Below are 21,554 nucleotides of genomic sequence, written 5' to 3'. Positions count from 1 at the left end.
AAACCTGTGGCACAGTGAAATAACCCAAAGCGAACAATAGAATTGAAGAGGAACCATCAATGACAAGAGCCCCTGCGCCATTTCCGCTAGAGCGCCTCGCGGAGATCCCAGAAAGACCAGAAGATTTTAGATTGCTGGAGCGCATTCCATTAACGCGTGAACCGCAGTCCTGGCCACTTGAACTTTCTCCTGTGGTCGGTGATGAACAGCCAATGGTGCTGCTCGATACAGAGACAACCGGACTGTCTGCCGATGACGAGTCCATTATTGAGCTTGGTATGGTTAAGGTGCTTTACAGCCCATCAGCTATGCGGATTGTGTCGATTGTTGATGTGATCAGCTTGTATGAAGATCCCGGCAAGCCAATCCCCGAGCTGATCACCGAGTTAACCGGTATCACCGATGATATGGTGCAAGGCCAGCGCATTGATGATGCAATTGTAGCGAGTTGGTTATCCGATGATCCGCTGGTGGTTGCACACAATGCACAGTTTGATCGTCCTTTCTTTGAAAAGCGGTTTGCTGCATTAGGCCATCTATCTTGGGCCTGTTCAGCCAGTGGCATAGATTGGAAAGCACTGGGCTTTGAAAGTAGAAAGCTTGAGTACCTGCTGCTTCGCTTAGGTTGGTTCTATGAAGGACACCGAGCTGCAACCGATTGTTTGGCGATGGCCTGGTTGTTCTATTTGTTGCCCGAGTCCGTTGCAAACTTGTTGTCTGAAGCAGACAGGCGAACTGTATTAGTTCGTGCGTTTGGTGCGCCGTTTGACGTAAAGGACTATTTAAAAGAGCGTGGTTACCGCTGGCATGACGGTGTGAAAGGTGCCAACAAACATTGGTGGCGCGAAATCAGCGAAGACGAGTTGCCGCAGGAACAAACTTACCTGGATGATTTGTATCATCGTGGCTCAGAACATGCCCACTATGACTACAAAGATGCCCGCAATCGATTTAAAGCTTTGTAGCTCTCTATAAGGTAAGCCTTGCATATTTGAAAACCTCTGGAAAATGGAAAGTGAACTCATGGTTTAACTAACAAGAGGAATCTTTCCATGTACCAAGACACCTACATTGAATACTGGGGCGACATCTTCGTCTTTGCCCGCATCATTGAATTTGGCATCACGTTCGAGCGCTTTCTTAAAGATCCATGGAAGCACTTGATGTCCTGTGGCCAAGAGTCTGCACCAGAAGCGATTGCTGAAGGGATTCTGCCATTGCTACCCGCCCAGGCAGAAGTTGCTAGGCGTGTTCGGGAGAGTGAGCAACGCGTTCTGATGTCTATAGAGTCGGACAAAGGGGCATCGCATCACGGTAACATCGTGGTGCCATTGGTTCGGGTAGCGCATTGATAGCGGCTATCAACAATGGCACAAAACAATGTCTTTGCGCCCATACCTGAGCGGCAATTGCAATCCAGATCAAAAAGTTGCCGCTTAGTCTTCCCTACAAAATAATTTGTGATAGGATGACACCTAATAAAATTAATTAGGTTGAAGCCTATTCAGTGTTTTATGGCCATCTGTCTAGCTTCAACCAATAGAGATTGATTAGTCATTGCGGATAAAGAGCAGCATTGAGTGACGCTTTTCAATGTGATGACGCGATGTCGGTCCGTACTTTATAAACAGAGTTTTAAGAATCTGGTTGAATTGGATAAACAAGACGCATGACAAATGATGGTCTGAAACAAACGGTAGCAGCGAGTTCACTCGCTCAAGAAGGCGCGAAAGGAAAGCCAGATAGGCTTTCGCAGATAGCGCAGTTGCCACAAGCAACTAGGGATCGCATTGCCCACATCGACTTCACCTTATTGTTTAAGGGAGAAGCGGTACGGGCGGATTTAGTTGATCGCTTCAGCATAGCCGCTGCACAAGCAACGAAAGACTTCACAATGTACCGAGAGCTTGCACCAAGCAACATTGAGTATGACCAAAAGCTCAAGTTGCATAAACGTGGTGAAGCATTTGAACCCTTGTTCGACTATGACGTTGTTCGAACACTGGCAACCATTAGCCAAGGGTACGGCGATGGCTTCACTGGAAAGGTAAAACCACCTCTTGCGTGTGAAGCGCCTTATCACCTTAATAAGCCGAATTTATCGATTGTCGCGAAAGTCACCGAAGCCATCCACAAAGGCAAAGCCTTGAGTATCACCTATGTGTCGTTATCGAGCGGAGAAACCACGCGTGAAATTGTGCCTCATACGCTGGTGGACAATGGCCTACGTTGGCATGTTCGTGGTTTTGACCGCAAGCATGGTGAGTTCCGTGATTTTGTATTGACCCGAATTAAAGTAGCGGTTGTGCTTGAAGATTCAACGTTGTCTGAGGCTGAGCTCGAAACCCAGGATCGGCAATGGAACCGCTTTGTAGAACTGGAGTTAGTACCACACCCGCGTATTGAACACAGTGAAGCGATTGAATTGGACTATGGCATGACGGGGGGCGTGATGAGGGTTGAGATCAGAGCAGCAACTGCGGGGTATTTGCTTAGGCTTTGGAATGTTGATTGTTCCGAGACCGCGTGTTTATCAACCAGCCAATGTCAGCTTGCGTTAAACAATCGTGCCGCGCTATATGGGGTTCAAAACCTCGCAATTGCGCCGGGTTATGTCACTTAGACGATGAGCACAACCCAGACAACCGCTTTTTATGACTAAAGATTAATCATCAGAATTAAATAAGAATTTAAGGAACACCGATGCCAACGTTGGATTTTAAAGGTAAGCAGTTTGTATATTCACACCATCTGAGTGTGCCGTTTCGCGAATTAAAAGTGGTTGCGGATAAATCGTTACCGCTGGATGGCAATACTGCATCATTGGACGACAACCTCATCATTCATGGCGACAACCTTGAAGCCCTCAAGGCGTTACTGCCTACCCATGCGGGTAAAGTAGACTGCATTTTTATCGACCCGCCGTATAACACAGGTAATGAAGGCTGGTGTTATAACGACAACGTGCGTTCACCATTGATGCAAGAGTGGCTGAAAAAGTCAGCCAATCCTGTTGATAAAGAAGACTTGGAGCGTCATGACAAATGGCTTTGCATGATGTGGCCGAGGCTGATTTTGCTTAGAGAGCTATTAAACGAGAACGGTAGTATTTTTATTACAATTGGAGATGATGAACAACACGCATTAAGGCTCTTATTAGATGAAATATTTGGCCGCGAAAATTTCATTACATCAATATGCTGGAAAAGAAAAGTGTCTCCATCTAATGATGCAGAATACTTTAGTAGCGATCATGATTGGCTTTTAGTCTATGCCAAGAATCAAGAGGAATGGTCTATAAATCGTTTGCCGATGAATGAAGGGCAACTAAAAAATTACACTAGTTCAGATGATGACGAACGAGGGGCTTGGAGCTCAGGTACATACACCTGTAATAAATCTAAATCTGAGAGGCCAAACCTTTACTATGGCATTACAAATCCAAATACAGGTGAAGTGGTATACCCTAGTGAAACTGCTGTATGGAAGTTTTCTCAGGAGAAGACAATTGCATTGCAAAATGACGATATGTTGTACTGGGGAAAGGACGGAAAAAGTACCAAACCTAGATTGAAAAAGTTTTTATCAGATGCGAAGGGAGTAGTTCCTCGCAGCGTATGGGATTACAGTGATTCAGGTAGCACCCAAAGCGCAAGTATTGAGCTTTCAAAAATTTTTAATGGTGTTTCACCATTCCCAACTCCCAAACCCTCTGTTCTCATAAGCAAAATCTTGAAAATTGCTACGGATGAAAACTCTATAATTCTTGACTCTTTCGCTGGTTCAGGTACGACTGCTCACGCAGTTTTAGAGGCTAATAAGAGTGATGAAGGCAATCGCAAATTCATTCTTATTGAATGTGAAGATTATGCTGATGAGGTGACAGCAGAGCGTGTTCGCCGTGTTATCAACGGCTACCCCTTCAAAGGCAACCAGAAGCAAGAACTGCTTTCTGAAAAAATCACTTGGTCAGTCTTTGAGAAAAAGCACGCAGAACTCCTTGAAAAAATAGCCAAAGTTGAAGCAAAACACAGCAAAGATTTCGACAAAATCAAAAAAGAGCTCAAAGACGGTGTGCTGACTGTCACCGGTGAGCGCAAAGTGGATGAGTTTGCTCCTGGCATTGGTGGCAGTTTCACTTATTGTACCTTGGGTGAACCGATCCAAATTGAAAGCTTACTCACCGGCGAAGCCATGCCGTCATTCGACGCGCTCGCACGTTATGTGTTCTATACCGCCACAGGGCAGTCGTTAGAAACGGTCGCTAAAGCTTCTGCCGATGGTTTTATCGGCGAAACAGACTTATTCCGTATTCATCTGTTTTATCGTCCAGAAAGTGAATGGTTGCGCTCAAATGAAGCGGCATTAAATGCGGACAAAGTTGAAGCGATTGCTAAAAACAATGCCACGAAGAAACGCACCATTGTCTTTGCTGTGGCGAAGTTTATGAGCCAGAAGGACTTAACTGAAAAACGCATTGAGTTTTGCCAGTTGCCTTACGCTATCCATCGTATTATGGGGGCGTAACATGGAGTTAAAAGACTACCAAAACGGTGTGTTGGATAAACTGGACTATTACTTAAAAAAGCTGGCCGACACCAAGGAAGAAGCGGAAGACTTTGTTGCATTTCAGAAAATGAAAGGCAAAGAGGCCCGCTTAACCGATTACGCCAAAGATACGTGGGAAGCTCTGGTACAGGAGCGCCGTATTGACCTACTTAAAGACAAAAGCGGTCACCTAGTGCCTGCGCCTTATGTCACAAGATTTGATGGCTTAGAGCGGCCAATTCCTAATGTATGCCTGAAAGTACCGACGGGTGGTGGTAAAACCTTACTTGGTGTTGCTGCGGTTGAGCGCCTGCAAACGGATTTGTTTACGCAACAAACTGGTATGGTGCTGTGGGTAGTGCCGTCGGATGCCATTTACAAGCAAACCTGGAAACAGTTGGCCAATCGTGAGCATCCGTATCGACAAATGCTAGAGCGTGCTTCGGGTGGGCGCGTAAAAGTGCTCGAAAAGAACGATGCATTTACCAAGCGGGATACCGACGAAAACCTCTGCGTTATGCTGTTGATGCTGCAATCCAGTGCGCGTCAATCGAAAGAAACCTTGCGCATGTTCCGCGATAGCGGGCGATTTACCACTTTCTTCCCGATTGAAGATGACACCACAGCCAATGAGGCGCTATTGAGCAGTATTCGTAATTTAGATTGTAACGATCTATCCGATTACGGTTGGCAAGAAGGCATAGCCCCAGGTTCAGTGTCAGTTAAACAAAGCTTAGGCAATGTGTTACGCATGGTTCGCCCAGTGATTATTGTGGATGAGGGGCATAAAGCCTATAGCGAAACCGCAAGAGAAACCCTGTGTGGCTTTAACCCTAAGTTTATTCTTGAGCTCTCGGCCACGCCTAACGCAAACGGCAAGCATCACTCAAATGTACTGGTGAACGTGTCTGGGCAAGCTTTGAAAGATGAGCAAATGATTAAGTTACCCATCAACTTAATCAACGAAGACAAAAGTGAGTGGAAGCATACCTTGTCGCTTGCGCACGCTAAACTGGCAGAGCTTGAACAGGATGCCGGGCAGCTTCAAAACGAAACCGGTCGCTATATTCGGCCCATCATGCTGATCCGAGTTGAGCGCACAGGTAAAGACCAACGAGATTCAGCCTTTGTGCATGCGGAAGACGCCCGTGAGTATTTGATAGAAAAACTGGGCGTAAATGAAAATGAAATTCGCCTGAAAACGTCTGACAAAGACGAGTTGGGTGATGATGATTTGCTCAGCGAAATGTGCCCTGTTAAATACATCATCACAAAGGATGCGCTACGTGAAGGTTGGGATTGCCCCTTTGCTTATGTGTTAACCGTGTTGTCTAAAATGACCGCAAAAACGGCAATCACCCAAATGATTGGCCGGGTACTCCGTCAACCACATGCGCGATTGACGCAAAAACCAAGCTTAGATGAGTGTTATGTCTACACCTTTGATCAGGATGTGATGGAAGCCGTTGCCGGTGTTAAGCAAGGTTTAGAAGAAGAAGGCATGGGGGATGTGGCGAATCAGGTTAAAGCCTCAGAAGCGAATAAACCCGCCGCAGTGGTAAGCAAAGAAACCTTATTGCGTAGAGAGTGTTTTCGTAACCTACCTAAAATATTCTTGCCTCGGGTTTTACATCGTGATGCTGGCAACAAAGACGGCTACCGCTTATTCGATTATGAACGGGATGTGCTTGGTGATCTAGATTGGGAGTCGTTGTCTTATTTGAACGCTGAGAACTTCCAGTTAGTGGATGATAAGTTAAAACGCACGATTGCCCGTATCGACTACAAAATGTCAAAGGATAACCAAGGTGAATTGGACTTGGCCGATCCGGTACACGAAAACATCGAGTTTGACCCCAGTGCAGGCCTAGATATTTCGTTTATGGTAAGGCAGCTCACCGATGTTATTCCAAACCCATGGCAAGCCATGCGGGTATTAACGCACACGTTAGACATCTTGCGTGGTAATGGCGTTTCTGAGGAGGCTTTGTTTACTAACCGCCTTGAACTACTCAAAGAGATGAAGCGCGACATTAAACAACAGGTTGCACAATTATCGGAACAAATCTTCAGATCTAAGTTGGACAAGGGTGATATTTCCCTGCGCCTACTCGCTTCAGATAATGAAAAGCTAAATTGGGAACTGGCGCAAACCTTAGAGGTTAATGTCAGTGAGCATGATCAGGTACTTCGCCGAAAAGATGGATCTGAACTCGAAAAAAGCCTGTTCGAAAAGGTCTATCAAAATGGGCTGAACAATTTAGAGCGCGACACAGCTTGGTATTTGGATAAGCAAGAGTCTGTGCATTGGTGGCATCGTATTGCAGTGAATCAACGCGAGTACAGCCTGCAAGGCTGGCAAAAGCAAAAGGTTTACCCTGACTTGTTGGTGTGCGTCGAACAGCCAAACTCTGGCAGTTACCGCTTCTCTGTACTGGAAACCAAGGGTGAGCATTTAAAAGGAAACGATGACACTGAGTACAAGCGCCGATTATTTGAGCTGTTAACTGAGCACGTCAAGACGGCGGTGGATGCTGGCGAACTTACGTTGGAAGCAGCGTCGGGTGGTATGTCGTTCAGAATGCTGATGGAAGACAGTTGGTCACAGGAAATCGTGCCTGAGTTGAATTAATGAGTCATTTGTTGGTGTTGTGTTGTCTCCAACCTTGTCGCCCCTTCTAAAAAAGGGGCGAAACTCAAAAGGAAAATCAAGTTAACGAGGATTTAGATGAGTCAGCCATTACCGACTTCTTATAATCAAATCATTGCGCATACGATTGAACAGGCGCTTGCCCTATCGGTGAATGCAAAGAGCGAAAATGCTATTGCTGGCTTTTGCCAGTTACAAGGCCCAACAGGCGGGGGCAAAAGTAGTTCGCTTTATCGTAGCCCTGACGGGAAAATTCCAGCGAGCCTTGAATTTATAAAATCCAAAGGGTTGCAGGCCATCTTAGTTACCCATCGCTGGAATATCCTGCATGACATTTATGAAAGTGCCACGAGTGAAAAAGACAGCTCGGGTAACCCCTTGCTGGTTAGTATTCTTTATGCACAGGATGAAACTGTCGTTAGTGCGGTTTCGCAACGAGCACTGCCACATGAACAAGGTGTTCAAAGAACTGACTTGCCCGATCCTTATAAGGCCATTGAGGATATTCATGGTTTAGGTGCGTTTCGTTCTAATGCTGATAAAGAGGCTCTCGTTCGTGCTTGCCACAATGTTGCGGCCATTGCCCGTAATGTTGAGTACAAAAAGAAAAATCCTGATTCGATGGGCGTCTTACTCGAACGAGAAGAGCAGGAACTAAGAAAACTGTGTGGCTTTGTCGAGCGCACACTACTTGGGTGCATGTCGTCCTTAGAGAAGGCAGTGAAGTATGCCAGTAAGCAGCATGGCAAGACGCATGAGCTCACGGAGCAAGCAAAAGAAAAGCTTCGTTTATTTAGAGAAAATAAATGGGTGCGTCGAATTTTCCCGGCGATTGCCTGGCACGATGATAAGCAACATTTGCTGGTGTTAACAACGCAGAAGCTGTTCGCTTCCTTCTACGACGGTAAACAGAAAGTTAGAATGTCGAGCGGCCAACTGGCCGAAAAGGTTGTATTTGTTGATGAGTTTGATTACCAAGCGGACATTCTACAGACATTACTTGCCCAGTCCCAAATGGTGCAAGAGCCGCCTGAGTGTATTGGTCAATTACTTGAAGGCGGTAAGCGCCTATTAGCGCGAATGCAGTTTGTTACTGCTGAACCTATACCTGAGCTTTACAGTGAGCTTAAACAGCTTATTGCGGAGCTAGAGGAGGATTTGACCAGCAAAGGTGTCGATCTCAATCAGTCTAGGGCGCTGGTAATACCATTAAAGCAGTATGAATCCGGTGTGCCGTTCGAAAAGAAATATCTGTTTCGCTCAGATCACTTAGTAACCAGTGAGCCTTTGCAGTTACAGCAAAAACCTCACGGCTTTGAAGTGAAAAGTTATGGGCAAAGCGATGAAGCATCAGTTGATGTCGGTGATTTTTTGCGTGTGATGGAGAAATATATCAGACGCTTCAGTTTGCTGTTGTCGCAGTTCGCAACCGATGAGTCCGAAGCCTATGAGTATCTCGTTCGGCTAAACCGATTGCTGTTTGATCCTGCGAATGACTATCGACCATCCTACTACAGCACAGCGTTACCCAGCTTATCGCTGTTCTCCTTGCCTCGCACTAGCTTGCCAGAGTTAGAAGCGTTGAGTAGATCAAATCGATTACCTAATACTCAGACGAATATGTTTGGCCTAACAACCTGGCTGTTAACCACGGATGAAGCCGAAGCGGATATTGACCCGTTGAGGATCAAAATTAAACGCGCACTATTGCCGACAACACCTGAAGGATTAATGGTTTCGTTGTCGAGTCGAAACCTCGTTTTTGCACTATCCGCAACCTCTTATATCGAAAGGGGGATTGGTCATTTCGATATACGCTGGATTGAAAGCGCTTTGCGTTACGTGGCTCAGGCCCGCAATCCACAATGTACCGAGAGTTTTCTGGGCGATAGCTTTGAGCAGCGCCCCGAAGATTGGTTTAAGAAGCCGATTCCATATTTACAAACTGACGAGGATAAGCAGTTACAAATGGCGGTGATCCGCTCGTTGGTTAAAGATAAATCTGAAAAGCGTCGCTCGACACTAAAAACCACGATCCACGACTTTGATGATGCTATCAATGCCCCAGTTTTTCAGGAGGCAAAACTGCATTTGAACGCTGCATTTTTTGAGGCTGAGCACTCAGATTACAAGTATGAATACCGGCAGTCTGTGTTGTTTAAATTACTGCACGTTCTGCATTTGGCAGCGAATGAGCCACAACATAAAGGGCACCTGGCCTTTGTTAACTCAGTCAAATACCTTCGGAAGTGGTTGATAAGTGATACCGCAGAAAACAGCAGAATGAGCGCTGATTGGCTTGAAATGGAGTGTTTAACCACTAGCGTATTGTCTTCATTTGACGATGTGTTTATTCCTTTGGCTGTCAACGGCAAGCCCATGATGATTTGCTTGCTCAATGCTGAAGCACAAAAGCGAGAAGGATTTGAGCACGCATATCAAGCGGCGTTCGACTCTGGCCGTACCGTGGTGGTAATGACACAAACTGCATCCGCTACCAATGGCATTAATTTGGATTACTCCTTGCCTAACTCTCAAGGGCAGATGGATCTGACGTCGCTGTTTATTATTGAAAGTAAGCACTTTTACTTTTCACCATGGGATAGCAATGACGATGATGACGAAATGTCTCATGCTGGCTTTCAGCTCAGAAACTTAGAAAAATTAGTCAGGCGTTCAGAGTTTTCACGTAAGCAGCAGCGGCAATTTATTATGCCGTTAATGAATAACTCAGTCGCTAAAATCCAGGAGCTAAACAAGCTCTATAAAGCGACAAATGACTACGTTAAGAATCTTGCCGCTGACGTGCAGCAGCAAGTTGGTCGTATTGAACGTGCTTGGACGTATGTGCCCCATGTCGCCATTCATTTAAGCGATGATTTAGCAGGCCATCTTCGCAACTACGGCCAATTAACCGTTTGTACTAACAACCGAAATTGGGTTTCAAACCTTAATAATCAGCTGATTGATGATCTTACTCATTCCGAAGATGCATCGGTTTCCAACTTTCTTACCCTGTTGAAAACGCGATCCCAAGATGGCTCTGCTGCGGTAGATATTATTGATAACAAGTTAGTTTCCGCTATCCGAGATGCACGACAAGGTAAGGGTTGTATCGAAGATATTTCAGGACTTTGGCATGAACTAGGCCGCGCTGTATTACAGCATGATCTCCAATGGATGCCGCATAACAATACGTTTGGCATTACTGAGTCTTTGTGTCGTTGGGCGTGCTTTGAACGGCCCGAGGAATCAAAGGTTACTGGTGAAATATGGTACGACCCAAAAAGTTGGCAGTTCTTTGCGAAGCGAGCAGCCGGATTGATCAAATATAACCCACAGACGCTTTATGAGGTTGTTAATCGGCAACCTGCTATTTCGGATTGGTTTAATCGTAAAGGTTTTCGAACGTCGTTTCAGCCGTTTGCCAACGATATTGAAGAGCAATTTGCATTTCATCCTGTCGTGATTCAGCGAATTTTACAAGGGCGTATTGGTGAAGAAGGTATTCGCGCACTGCTGAGTGACAAGCAGCTAGCCACTAAACAAGACGTCTACAACCATGAGTTGTTTGAATTATATGATTTTGAGATAGCCAACGCGGATGTTTTTGTTGATGCTAAATTTTGGTCGATAGCTGCTCTGGAACAGTCAGATGAAGGCTTTGAGCAATGGCTTGCTTCTGGTAAACGTCCTGAATTTGCGCCTTTGGGATTAATTAAAAAGCTGGAGAAGATCCGGCAAATCCGTGGTGAAAATGCCATTTTGGTTATCGCGAACCTATTGACTGGTGAAGATTGTTCTTTATCGGGCTTTTCTGAAATGTTGGAGCCGGTAAAAGTTGAGAATGCTTCAATCCTGTTTCTACCAGGTTGTTTGGTGAGTGATGGGTATCAAATGACGTCTGGCTTTAAGTGGTTTTCGAAAATAGTTTGGCAGCGTATGGGGGAGCAAGGTTAATGGATGAAAATAAAGATTTGAGGAAGTTGCCGCTGTCTCATTTGGTTTATTTGAATAGCGAGGTTGATGCAGATAAAGCCAACAAATTCGTGGTTTATCACTATCCACTTCTCAATAACAGCTATCAGTGGAAAGAGAAGAAAGCCTGGGAAGAACGTATTGATGCTGAACTAGACAGTCGGCAGTTTGCCTATTTAATGAAAAAAAATGGTAATCAGTTTGGTCTCTATGTGGCTTTACAAAGCTCAAGTGATATTCCTCCGTCTATTGTAGACGCTGAGTTGCAACCTATTACTCCCGTTCGAGTTGAATATTCACCGGTGTTAAATCCTGTGTGGATTCGACTAATGATGCGATCATTACGGGCTTTTGGCGGTCATTGTAAAGGCGCTTACAGTTTAGGTTGTCCGTTATTGAAAGTAGATAGCTGGGCTAGCGGTGTTAATGCGATCAGCCTAGATTGTAGAACTCAGCAGTTAAAAGATGGAAATACCACTGAGATTGCTCTGTTTTATACCAATGTTCCATTAAGACCGTTATCTAATGACGATGATATAGATCGCATTAAGAAGCCTCTATGGGTCTATGACAAAAATAAGGTACTCGTCAGGTGGTATCCTGGCCATGAAAGAAAACCGAGAGGTACGCTGTTTAAAGAAATTGGAAAGAGTAAAAATTCACGGAAACAGCGTCCGTTTCTGGATCTTTCTACACCAACTAGGTTTGAGCAAAGTTGGCCTATGGTGTTAAAACCAGTGCAAGATGCGTTTATCTGTTTTGCGCGTGACTATGGTTTTGAACTTTCAGCTAAAACGTTAAATCTCCAACCACTGACGTTGAAAACAAAGCATAAGGCCAATAAGGCTAAGTCATCTTTCCCAAGCATCGATATATCCGGTGAAATCAAGGTTATAGACCTAAGAGTTAATACCGTTGTTGCTTGTGAAGAAATCTTAGACTTATTTAAATCGCTCATTGCACAGAAAGGCGTCGATGTTTCGTGGGATTTACTAGACGGAATTGCGGTAAATGACTTTGAACGGATAAAGCTTGAACGTTCGGACCGTGTTTTGATTCTGCTTGATCAGGAAAAAGGTATTGAAGATGACCGTTATCCACTAACGAAGTCTTTAGTTGGACGGTGTGCAGTTCAACATATCAATGTTAATCCTCATGATGTAACGGGAGATCCAGTCGAAAAAAGGTTATTAATCGAGTCAAAAAGAGACGATGACCCGATAAAGCTATACGTTGCGTCTGAAGGTGGATATTACACCTACAACTACGAATTATTAGATACCAAGGCATACAAAGAAGCGATTATTAGAAAGCTTGAAGTGGTTCTTAAAGAGTTAGAGCTTAAACGTTTACTCATTGACGTAGACCGGCCTGTTTCTCAGGTTTTGCCATTGCAACGCGCCTGTTTAAATGAATCAACCATTGTCATTACTGATGGTTATTTGTTTACGGTTTCAAACGACAGGCCGGTGTTGATCCCCTTCGATCCCACTGATTCTGGTATGACTTTGAAAATAAATGAGTACCTCGCCAATTTCGAAACATCCGTAGATGATTTGCTCACTTTGATGAATGAGAAGTGGCCCTATAATTATCGTCAGAATGTCGTAATGGATTACTACGGTACTGAAGTTGATAAACAACGACGATTTGCGGCAAGAATTACGCTTGTTTTGAGTAAGGATAAGGATTCACAAGTATCAATCATGATGCAAGATCCATCTTACGACCAAACGAATGTATTGCCACTGGGTATGGAAGATGCGCTTTCGGATTTAACCAAGAAACAGAAGCCTTATCCGTTGACGGATTGGGTTCTGCCAGATAGTGAAGTATTGCTCAATATTGTCAAAGAATTGAGTGATGATGGCGTGTTATCCAGCCAAAAGGCAACAATGCGATTTGAAAGTGAGTTACCCGAATTAGTTGAATTATGGCAAGAACAATTAGTTTCGCTTCATCAGCAAAATGAAACGAAGGTGACTTACTATCAGGTAAAAAAAGAGGTTATTCAGCGTTGGTTAGATAAGCGAGGAAAGAAAAAAGATACATCAATCAGCGGTAGTTTAGATACCTTGTTATCTCGATACTTTGATAAGCCTTTAAATGACATCAAACGCTGGATGAGTAACATTCCGGGTATTCAACGCATATGGTACGACAAAGAAAAGGGATATTTTGTTGTCGGTGGATTAACCTCTCCAAAAGCTCAGTTGATGAGACAGCCAAGCATCCGACAATGGCACACCTTGCAAGGTGAATTGGACATCGAATTACTTGCTGATTTGCTAGATGTTGATTGGGTTCGTATGAATCAGCTTGCGGGTAACCCCTGCGTCACAACATTAATCAAGCGATGGAAAGAGATAAATCCCGAGTCTAGAGATGCGATTTTGCTCAGTTGCTAAATGACTTTATTAAATAATTCTGTAAATGAAATTGAAGCGATAAAAAATGCTAAGTAATAGGATAAATAACCATGTTCACGGTAAATCATCAAACCAACAGGATTAGTCCTGTTAGGGCAAAGAAGTTCAGTGAGCTTGGCTTTTCTGAGCGAAAACACCTTCAGGAATGGTTGGCGCATGAGCCTTCTGCGCTGGGTGAAGAGTTATTAATTATTCAAAAGGAGTTCGATGGCTTTGATGATACCCGCGAACGCTTAGATTTACTTGCGCTAGATAAAGATGGCAACTTGGTCATTATTGAAAATAAACTGGATGACAGCGGTCGTGATGTGGTCTGGCAGGCGCTTAAATATGCCTCCTACTGCGCCAGTTTGACCAAAGCGCAGATAGTTGAAATCTACCAACAGTACTTGGATCGCTATGAACTTGTAACAGGAGAAGTTGACCCGTTAAATGGCCCCCAAGGTGCTGCACTTAATGCCAGTCAAAGAATTTGTGAATTTCTGGATGCGCCAGATCTGGATGAGGTCAAGCTCAATCTAGGTAACAGCCAGCGTATTATGTTGGTTGCGGCAAACTTTCGCAAAGAAGTGACCAGTACTGCACTTTGGCTCTTGGGGCAAGGCATTAGTATTGCTTGCTTCAAAATTACCCCTTATTCGTTGGGAGAGCAGCTACTCATCAATATTGACCAGATCATCCCCACGCCCGAAGCGAAGGAGCTGATGATCGGTATTAATGCTAAAGAAGCGGAAGAAAAAACGACCGAAGTGGTACTGAAAAACCGCCATACGGTGCGTCGCGAATACTGGGAGCGAGCCTTAGAGGCGTTTCAGAAAAGTCCGTGCCAGCTCTACAACAACATTAGCCCAAGTAAAGATCATTGGCTATCAGCAGGTTCTGGACTGAGTGGTTGTCCGTATAACCTGATTTTTCTGCAAAAAGAGCTTCGAGTTGAGCTTTGGATTAGCCGTGGAATTACCGAAGAGAATAAATATCTCTTTGATTCATTGCTTGGGTCCAAACAGGACATTGAACAAGTATTTGGTGCGGAGCTTGAATGGATGAGATTGGATGAAAAGAAATCTTGTCGTATTCAGTTTTCAACCAAAGCCGATGGCTTCAACAAAGATACGTGGCCCAATGCGGTTGCGTGGCACTTAGAGCAGATGACTAAGTTAGAAAAAGCTTTAAAAGGGCCGCTGCAAAAAGCGGCTGAAGCGCTAAAAAACAAACCGGCAGAGGTATCCTGATTCCCGTAAGCTGAATTTTAGTATTTCAACTCGCTTGTTTCATCGGGTGCTAAAAGACCTAAATACATTGTCTGCACATATAAGTATTAAATCTTTGAATCTAATTAGCCAGCAACACTAGATTGAACCTTCACACTATCGTGTCGGAGGTTCACTATGTTCAAAAACCTATTTTTTCAAACAAAAGCACTACCAGAGCTGTCATCTCAACTGGATGCAGAAATCCCACGCTACCCACCATTCCTGAAGGGGTTGCCAGCTGCGTCACCCGAGGATTTGCAGTCCACACAAGACGAGCTAATTGCCAAGCTGCGCCAGGTACTTGGCTTTAATCAGCGTGATTTTCAACGGTTGATTCAGCCCTGTATTGACCATCTGGCTGCTTATGTTCATTTGTTGCCAGCTTCTGAGCATCATCATCACAGTGGCGCTGGTGGTTTATTACGTCACTCGTTGGAAGTTGCTTTCTGGGCGGCACAAGCAGCTGAAGGTATCATCTTTGTTGCCAGTGGCACACCGGTTGAGAAAAAAGAGCTGGAACCAAGATGGCGTGTTGCTGCTGCTCTTGGCGGTTTGTTCCATGATATTGGTAAGCCTGTTTCAGACTTATCCATCACAGACGAAGATGGACGCTATCAGTGGAACCCTTTTTTAGAAACACTATCCCAGTGGACCACTAATAACAGCATTGAACGCTATTTCATTCGCTGGCGCGACGGACGGTGCAAGCGGCACGAGCAATTCTCAATTCTGGTTTTAAACCGGGTGATGACACCTGAGTTGCTCGCTTGGTTAACCCAGCCGGGCCCTGAGATTTTGCAAGCCATGCTGGAAGCAATTGGCAATACCGATCCAGAGCATGTCCTGTCCAAATTGGTCATTGAAGCTGACCAAACCAGTGTCCAGCGAGACCTGAAAGCTCAACGAATTTCCGTTGACGACAATGCCCTTGGTGTCCCAGTCGAACGCTATCTACTTGATGCCATGAGGCGATTGCTTGCCAGTTCCCAGTGGCTGGTCAATCAGCGAGACGCCAGAGTCTGGGTACGAAAATCGAATCAATCAATCAATCTTTACCTGGTTTGGAAAAGCGCGGCTAAGGACATCATTGAGCTATTGGCCAAAGACAAGATACCTGGCATTCCAAGAGATCCCGATACCCTTGCGGACATCCTCATTGAGCGAGGATTAGCCACAAAATCAGCCTCAAATGAGCGATATGAAAGCCTTGCCCCTGAAGTGCTGATCAAAGACGGCAAGCCAATCTGGTTACCCATGCTGCATATATCTGAGGCCGATTTATTGTTCAGTTCGAATGTACCAAGTGGTGTGAGGCTGTTTAGCAAATCTGAGTGGGAAGCAACACAGCAAACACAAGCAGAGCCTCAGAGTCGTTCCAGTGAGCAGCCAGGCTTGTCTGAAGAGTCATCATCAATTGAACACAGCAATTCGGCTGAGTCGCCATCGACAAAACCGTCCGACCAAGATGATGAACTTCGTCTTGCTAGTGATGTTAATAACCCCCAGGCAAATGAAAACGTTCCGGGTGATGGATGTGAAAAGCCTAACAATTTTCATGATGGCGCTATCTCAAATAACGTGAACCAGCACGATACAGAAGCATTGAATCTCCCTGAATCTTTGGCGTGGCTCCCAGAGGCCAGCAGTGCGTTGGTTATGGTTGGTGAACAGATACTGATCCGCTATCCCGATGCCGTAAGACCTTGGTGTGCTCCCCGAAAACTGCTTGCTGAACTCAGTCGATTAGATTGGCTTGAACTAGATCCCGCAAACCCGACACGTAAGGCCAGAACTGTGACTACGAATGATGGCGTTCAGGAGCAAGGGTTACTGCTGAAAGTATCGATTTCTAAAGGGCTAATTGCACTGATTGACCTTTCCAAACAAGACGCAGAGTCAGTGGAACCAATTCAGAACGAAGAGGCTTCACAGCGTCCGAGTCGAACTGAGACAGCCAATGCCCAAGCAAAAGAGCCCGCCACAAGAGCGGAGCGTAAGCAAAAGCCTATTGCGGCCAATGCGAACTCAAGTACAGACCCCAAACACGCGCAGCGGCAACAGATGGTTAGTTTTGTGAAAGATTTGCCGATCTTACTGACCGATGGCGATTACCCAGACGTGGATCATAGTGCCGATGGTATTCGCGTCACGATTCAAACCTTACGCCAAGTCGCCAATGAGCATGGCATTCCAGCCGGACAGCTGCTTCGGGGGATCTCGGCCAGTGACCAATGCCAGTTTGATGAGGGGGAAACGGTTCTGTTTACCGCTCACGCTAAACGTTAATCCATTTGAAGTTAAGCGGATTGTAAACGGTTATTTTGCGGAGCATGAATGAAAGAAAACGCATATGAGATGCCCTGGCGCACGAACTATGAAGCCATGGCAGCAGCAGGTTGGCTGGTTGGAGCCACTGGGGCATTTGCCGCAGAAATGCTGACTGAGCTACCACCTGAGCCATTTTGGTGGATGACAGGGATTTCCTCGGGCATGGCGTTGTACCGCCTTCCTGAGGCTTATCGCCTTTATAAGTTGCAGATGGGGCTAAAAGGCAAACCATTGGCATTTATGGAGCTGTCGCATTTGCAAAAGGTGATGGCAAAACATCCTGATGAATTGTGGTTAGGGTATGGCTTTGAGTGGGATCAACGTCATGCTCAACGCGCTTATGAAATATTAAAGCGGGATAAGCAAACCTTGCTTAACCAAGGTCACGGCAAGCAAATGGGCTCGACTTGGATTCATGGTGTCGAGCCCAAAGAAGAAGATGTGTACCAGCCAGTTGGTCACACCGAGGGGCATACTTTAATTGTCGGAACGACCGGTGCCGGAAAAACCCGATGCTTTGATGCGATGATCACTCAGGCCATTTTGCGTAATGAAGCCGTGATTATTATTGATCCTAAGGGAGACAAGGAACTTAAGGATAATGCGCAACGAGCCTGTATTGCCGCCGGTAGTCCTGAGCGCTTTGTGTATTTTCATCCGGGTTTTCCAGAGCATTCGGTACGGCTTAATCCCCTTAGAAACTTTAACCGGGGCACTGAAATTGCCAGCCGTATTGCGGCACTAATCCCATCTGAAACCGGTGCTGATCCATTTAAAGCCTTTGGCCAAATGGCACTGAATAACATAGTGCAAGGTTTGTTGCTTACGTCACAACGTCCTGATCTGAAAACACTGAGACGATTCTTGGAAGGTGGCCCAGAAGGCTTGGTAGTAAAAGCCGTCACGGCTTGGGGGGAGCAGGTGTATCCGAACTTTAGTGTGGAGATTAAGCGCTTTACCGAAAAGGCCAATACCTTGGCTAAACAAGCCATGGCGATGCTGCTTTTCTACTACGAACGCATTCAGCCCGTTGCCGCCAATACCGATTTAGAGGGGCTATTGAGTATGTTTGAGCATGACAGAACCCACTATTCCAAGATGGTGGCCTCACTGATGCCGGTACTCAATATGCTCACATCAAGTGAACTAGGCCCATTGCTATCACCGATTGCAAACGATGTGGATGACAGCCGGTTAATTACGGATTCTGGCCGTATTATCAACAATGCCCAAGTGGCATATATAGGCTTGGATTCATTAACCGACGCCATGGTTGGCAGCGCCATTGGTTCGCTGCTTTTATCCGATCTCACCGCCGTGGCCGGTGACCGCTATAACTATGGTGTTGAAAATCGTCCCGTAAATATCTTCATCGATGAGGCGGCTGAAGTCGTCAACGATCCCTTTATTCAACTGCTCAACAAAGGCCGTGGCGCAAAAATGCGTTGTGTGATTGCTACTCAGACCTTTGCTGACTTTGCCGCTCGTACAGGCAGTGAAGCTAAGGCTCGCCAGGTGTTAGGTAACATCAACAACTTGATAGCCCTTCGGGTGATGGATGCCGAAACGCAGCAGTACATTACTGACAATCTGCCTAAGACTCGGTTGCAGTACATCATGCAAACTCAAGGTATGTCGTCCAACTCGGACAGCCCCGCGTTGTTTACCGGCAATCATGGCGAACGCTTGATGGAGGAAGAAGGCGATATGTTTCCACCGCAGCTATTAGGCCAGCTCCCTAACCTGGAGTACATCGCCAAGCTTTCAGGTGGCCGTGTGATTAAAGGTCGCATTCCTATTTTAACCAGCTCTACACAGGCAGCATAAGGAGTCTGTATGCATCATTCTGTCTGTCTGAAAATGACAACACTTACCAGTAAAGAAATGCTCGCTCAGTGGCAGCAACATAACCCTCAGTTCAAGGAAGCTTTAAGACTGCTTGAAACCGATTGGCCTCATGCTTTGGCTTCAGTGCACTGTTTGGCGGACTATTTAACGGATGCGCTCACGTTAGATGGCCATTCCATCTTTGATTTGTGTCTGTGTAATGGCTTGGGCAGTTATGAAGAAGTCAGTTGTGATGATGACAGTGTGCGCCTGTGGCATTTCATTGAGGCACTGACTTGGACTGCCGCCAGTGCTTTAACGGGGATTCGGCTGCGTGATCCTGATCATTTCGAGTGGGCCGCTGTAGATGGTGTCTATTTCCACACCTGGATGCGTAATCGTCCAAATCGGATGGCGTATCTGGCTGAAGGACGCATCGACGTGCGTTATGTCAGCGGTCATACGACGACAAAGCGGCTTCAACAAGTGATTAAAGCCCGGATTATGACGCCGACCGTTGCAGCCATGCTGGCGCGAGTAGAAGAGGATGTTTGGCATGAGCAAGCATAAGTCGGTTTGGCTACTTTGTCTGGCGCTGATGCTGGAGATTATTGCCATTGGCGTGTTAGTGCCCGGTGATTGGACTGGCCGGGTCATTAGTAAAGAGAAGCAGATGATCCAAAACCAATTGGGCGCACAAACAAGCTATTGGATTGGTCAAACTAGCCATAGCTGGTATCAGTCATGGGTTGTGGATACGCAGATGGAGCAATCTGTGCGTGATTTTCTGATCCCCACTGAAGAGCAGCGACTGCGCTCTAAAGGGATGGAGAACATGGGAGGCTTTTGGTTTGTCTGGGTAGAAGACCGTATTCAGGCATTTTTTGATGTGTTGTACCAAGTGTTCACTCGATTTGCGTTGCTGATGGTCTGGTTGCCCTTTGCTCTTATTCTCATGTTACCGGCGTTGTGGGACGGTTTGATGACCTGGAAGATCAAGAAGACAACCTTTGATTTTTCGAGCCCTATCATTCACCGCTACAGCATGATTATCCTGGGCTCAGGCGTCATCTTGCTGTTTATGGGATTGTTCGCCCCGCTGGCTATTCCACCGGTGGTGTTACCGTCGCTGATCATCGGCTTGGCATTGATGGCAGGGTTGGCGTTAAGCCACTTGCAGAAACGGGTTTAAACTAAGTGATGAAATTTATGCTTCTATCTGCTAAAATTTTGTGGCGTCATAATATCTTGATGTGAGCTTTGGGGTAATAAATGAATATAAATGATGTGTGTGATTATGTCATACATAGGGTTATTGAATCAGGTGAGAGCCTAAGTAACCTAAAATTACAAAAATTGCTTTATTACGTTCAGTCGTGGCACTTAGCTTTTGAAAGTAAGCCGTTGTTCAATGGTAAGTTTCAAGCGTGGGTGCATGGCCCTGTTTCACGAGAAATATACTCAAGGTTCTCAGACACAAAATCTCTATATTCAGATATTAATCAAGAAGATATTAGCCAAGACTTCGACCCTGAAAACTTGGATTCAGATTGTAAGAGTCATATTGATCGTGTTTTAAGTGTTTATGCAAAGTATTCAGGTCCGCAACTTGAAGAAATGACTCATAAAGAATCTCCATGGGTTGAAGCCAGAGAAGGTTATTCTTCTTGGGAACGTTGTGAAGTGGAATTGAATGAAAATACCATGATGGAGTGCTACTCAAAGCGCTTGCAATAATGCAAAAAATACCAGTTTTAGATTTTGAACCTAAGTCATCTAAAGAGCCCGTTTTACTAAGTTCACCTGAAGCAATCAGGTGGACTTTTTCTTTACGGTATTGGGAACAAATTGACTATTTTGGTTTGGATAAATCGGAGTCTAAATGGTTTGTTTCTTTGCTAAATAAGTTAAAGGATTTATCACAAAAAGAAGTTGAAAAATTTATATCGGATGCCGCTGAAAAAGAGGCCTGGCGTTACCACAATATCAATTGGAATCAAAAGAACATACCAATTAAGCGCGAAGACTTAACTTGGATTGACGATTGCTATAGGAATAATCCTGAAGATTTTCCCATATTGCAGTTTCAAGTATCAAAATCCTTAGGACGTGTTGTTGGGTTTTGGGACGAAAGGAACGTATTCAACGTTGTACTTCTAGATCCGCTCCATAATATCCAGCCAAGTAAATCCCACTCGTATCGAGTCGATGATTGTAGTCCATTAAGCTGCGATTATTCTTCCATGATCTATAAATTAGATCTTATAAAGAAATCCCCTAAATGCACAGAAGAATGCATGACATTTAAAGACTTATCAAAGATTGATTCCATGAGTATTTCTACTAATGTGCTAATGCATTACTTGAATGATGAAGATATTCAAGAATTAGAGCGCGCTCTACAGGACGGAGGATATTCCGTAACAGACATACTGTTGCTAGGAATAGAAAGTCTTAAGCCGTAATTTTTCGAGATTGGCTTAATAACTACAAAATTCTTCAATCTATCTGACCACCGAACCCACCAATCCCAAGTCATTC

15 protein-coding genes are annotated in these 21,554 nt (G+C 45.2%); 14 read left to right on the top strand and 1 reads right to left on the bottom strand.

Going from position 1 to position 21,554, the window contains the following annotated elements; all coding sequences use genetic code 11:
* Nucleotides 1–59 precede the first annotated feature (59 nt).
* On the top strand, nucleotides 60–965 hold the full coding sequence (locus ACOQOE_RS16335) for a 3'-5' exonuclease (RefSeq protein ID WP_022614399.1): 906 nt from the start codon (nucleotides 60–62) through the stop codon (nucleotides 963–965).
* Nucleotides 966–1,028: 63 nt separating this feature from the next.
* Here ACOQOE_RS16335 and ACOQOE_RS16330 read toward each other — a convergent pair whose 3' ends face one another.
* Nucleotides 1,029–1,160: a hypothetical protein gene (locus ACOQOE_RS16330; protein ID WP_353716873.1), complete on the bottom strand. Its 132-nt coding sequence runs from the start codon at nucleotides 1,158–1,160 to the stop codon at nucleotides 1,029–1,031.
* Between ACOQOE_RS16330 and ACOQOE_RS16325 the strand changes: the two genes are divergently transcribed.
* From ACOQOE_RS16325 to ACOQOE_RS16265, 13 genes are all read left to right on the top strand, one after another.
* Nucleotides 1,107–1,352 carry a hypothetical protein gene (locus ACOQOE_RS16325; protein ID WP_420555492.1) on the top strand — a complete coding sequence of 82 codons (246 nt, stop codon included), beginning with the start codon at nucleotides 1,107–1,109 and terminating at the stop codon, nucleotides 1,350–1,352. The genes ACOQOE_RS16330 and ACOQOE_RS16325 overlap by 54 nt on opposite strands.
* Nucleotides 1,353–1,669: 317 nt before the next feature.
* Complete coding sequence (locus ACOQOE_RS16320) at nucleotides 1,670–2,623, top strand: WYL domain-containing protein (RefSeq protein WP_022614400.1); 954 nt, start codon at nucleotides 1,670–1,672, stop codon at nucleotides 2,621–2,623.
* Nucleotides 2,624–2,703: 80 nt separating this feature from the next.
* Entirely contained in the window at nucleotides 2,704–4,527 is a 1,824-nt protein-coding gene (locus ACOQOE_RS16315; RefSeq protein WP_420554478.1) for a site-specific DNA-methyltransferase, read from the top strand.
* Nucleotide 4,528: 1 nt separating this feature from the next.
* Nucleotides 4,529–7,180: a DEAD/DEAH box helicase gene (locus tag ACOQOE_RS16310; RefSeq protein ID WP_350397674.1), complete on the top strand. Its 2,652-nt coding sequence runs from the start codon at nucleotides 4,529–4,531 to the stop codon at nucleotides 7,178–7,180.
* Nucleotides 7,181–7,276: 96 nt separating this feature from the next.
* On the top strand, nucleotides 7,277–11,158 hold the full coding sequence (locus tag ACOQOE_RS16305; protein ID WP_277054111.1) for a hypothetical protein: 3,882 nt from the start codon (nucleotides 7,277–7,279) through the stop codon (nucleotides 11,156–11,158).
* Nucleotides 11,158–13,584: a hypothetical protein gene (locus ACOQOE_RS16300; RefSeq protein ID WP_022614404.1), complete on the top strand. Its 2,427-nt coding sequence runs from the start codon at nucleotides 11,158–11,160 to the stop codon at nucleotides 13,582–13,584. Before ACOQOE_RS16305 ends, ACOQOE_RS16300 begins: the two co-directional genes overlap by 1 nt.
* A gap of 71 nt (nucleotides 13,585–13,655) precedes the next feature.
* Nucleotides 13,656–14,837, top strand: coding sequence for a DUF4268 domain-containing protein (locus tag ACOQOE_RS16295; RefSeq protein ID WP_022609801.1), 1,182 nt, complete (start codon nucleotides 13,656–13,658; stop codon nucleotides 14,835–14,837).
* A 156-nt stretch (nucleotides 14,838–14,993) separates the two neighbouring features.
* A complete protein-coding gene (mobH, locus tag ACOQOE_RS16290; RefSeq protein WP_277054114.1) occupies nucleotides 14,994–17,144 on the top strand; it encodes a MobH family relaxase in 2,151 nt (716 codons plus the stop codon).
* Nucleotides 17,145–17,192: 48 nt separating this feature from the next.
* Nucleotides 17,193–19,013, top strand: coding sequence for a conjugative transfer system coupling protein TraD (traD, locus tag ACOQOE_RS16285; protein ID WP_025516097.1), 1,821 nt, complete (start codon nucleotides 17,193–17,195; stop codon nucleotides 19,011–19,013).
* Nucleotides 19,014–19,022: 9 nt separating this feature from the next.
* Nucleotides 19,023–19,583 (top strand): conjugative transfer protein, encoded by a 561-nt coding sequence (locus ACOQOE_RS16280; protein WP_420554477.1) that lies wholly within the window; start codon nucleotides 19,023–19,025, stop codon nucleotides 19,581–19,583.
* Nucleotides 19,570–20,205, top strand: coding sequence for a DUF4400 domain-containing protein (locus ACOQOE_RS16275; RefSeq protein WP_420554476.1), 636 nt, complete (start codon nucleotides 19,570–19,572; stop codon nucleotides 20,203–20,205). Before ACOQOE_RS16280 ends, ACOQOE_RS16275 begins: the two co-directional genes overlap by 14 nt.
* Nucleotides 20,206–20,285: 80 nt before the next feature.
* Entirely contained in the window at nucleotides 20,286–20,750 is a 465-nt protein-coding gene (locus ACOQOE_RS16270) for a Panacea domain-containing protein (protein WP_188740533.1), read from the top strand.
* Nucleotides 20,750–21,478, top strand: a complete 729-nt coding sequence (locus tag ACOQOE_RS16265) for a hypothetical protein (RefSeq protein ID WP_188740532.1) — start codon at nucleotides 20,750–20,752, stop codon at nucleotides 21,476–21,478. The genes ACOQOE_RS16270 and ACOQOE_RS16265 overlap by 1 nt, the downstream gene beginning before the upstream one ends.
* Nucleotides 21,479–21,554 lie beyond the last annotated feature (76 nt).

Origin of the sequence: Neptuniibacter marinus (genome assembly GCF_965223595.1) — a bacterium.
GTDB lineage: Bacteria > Pseudomonadota > Gammaproteobacteria > Pseudomonadales > Balneatricaceae > Neptuniibacter > Neptuniibacter marinus.
This window is presented reverse-complemented; position numbering and strand designations above follow the sequence as displayed.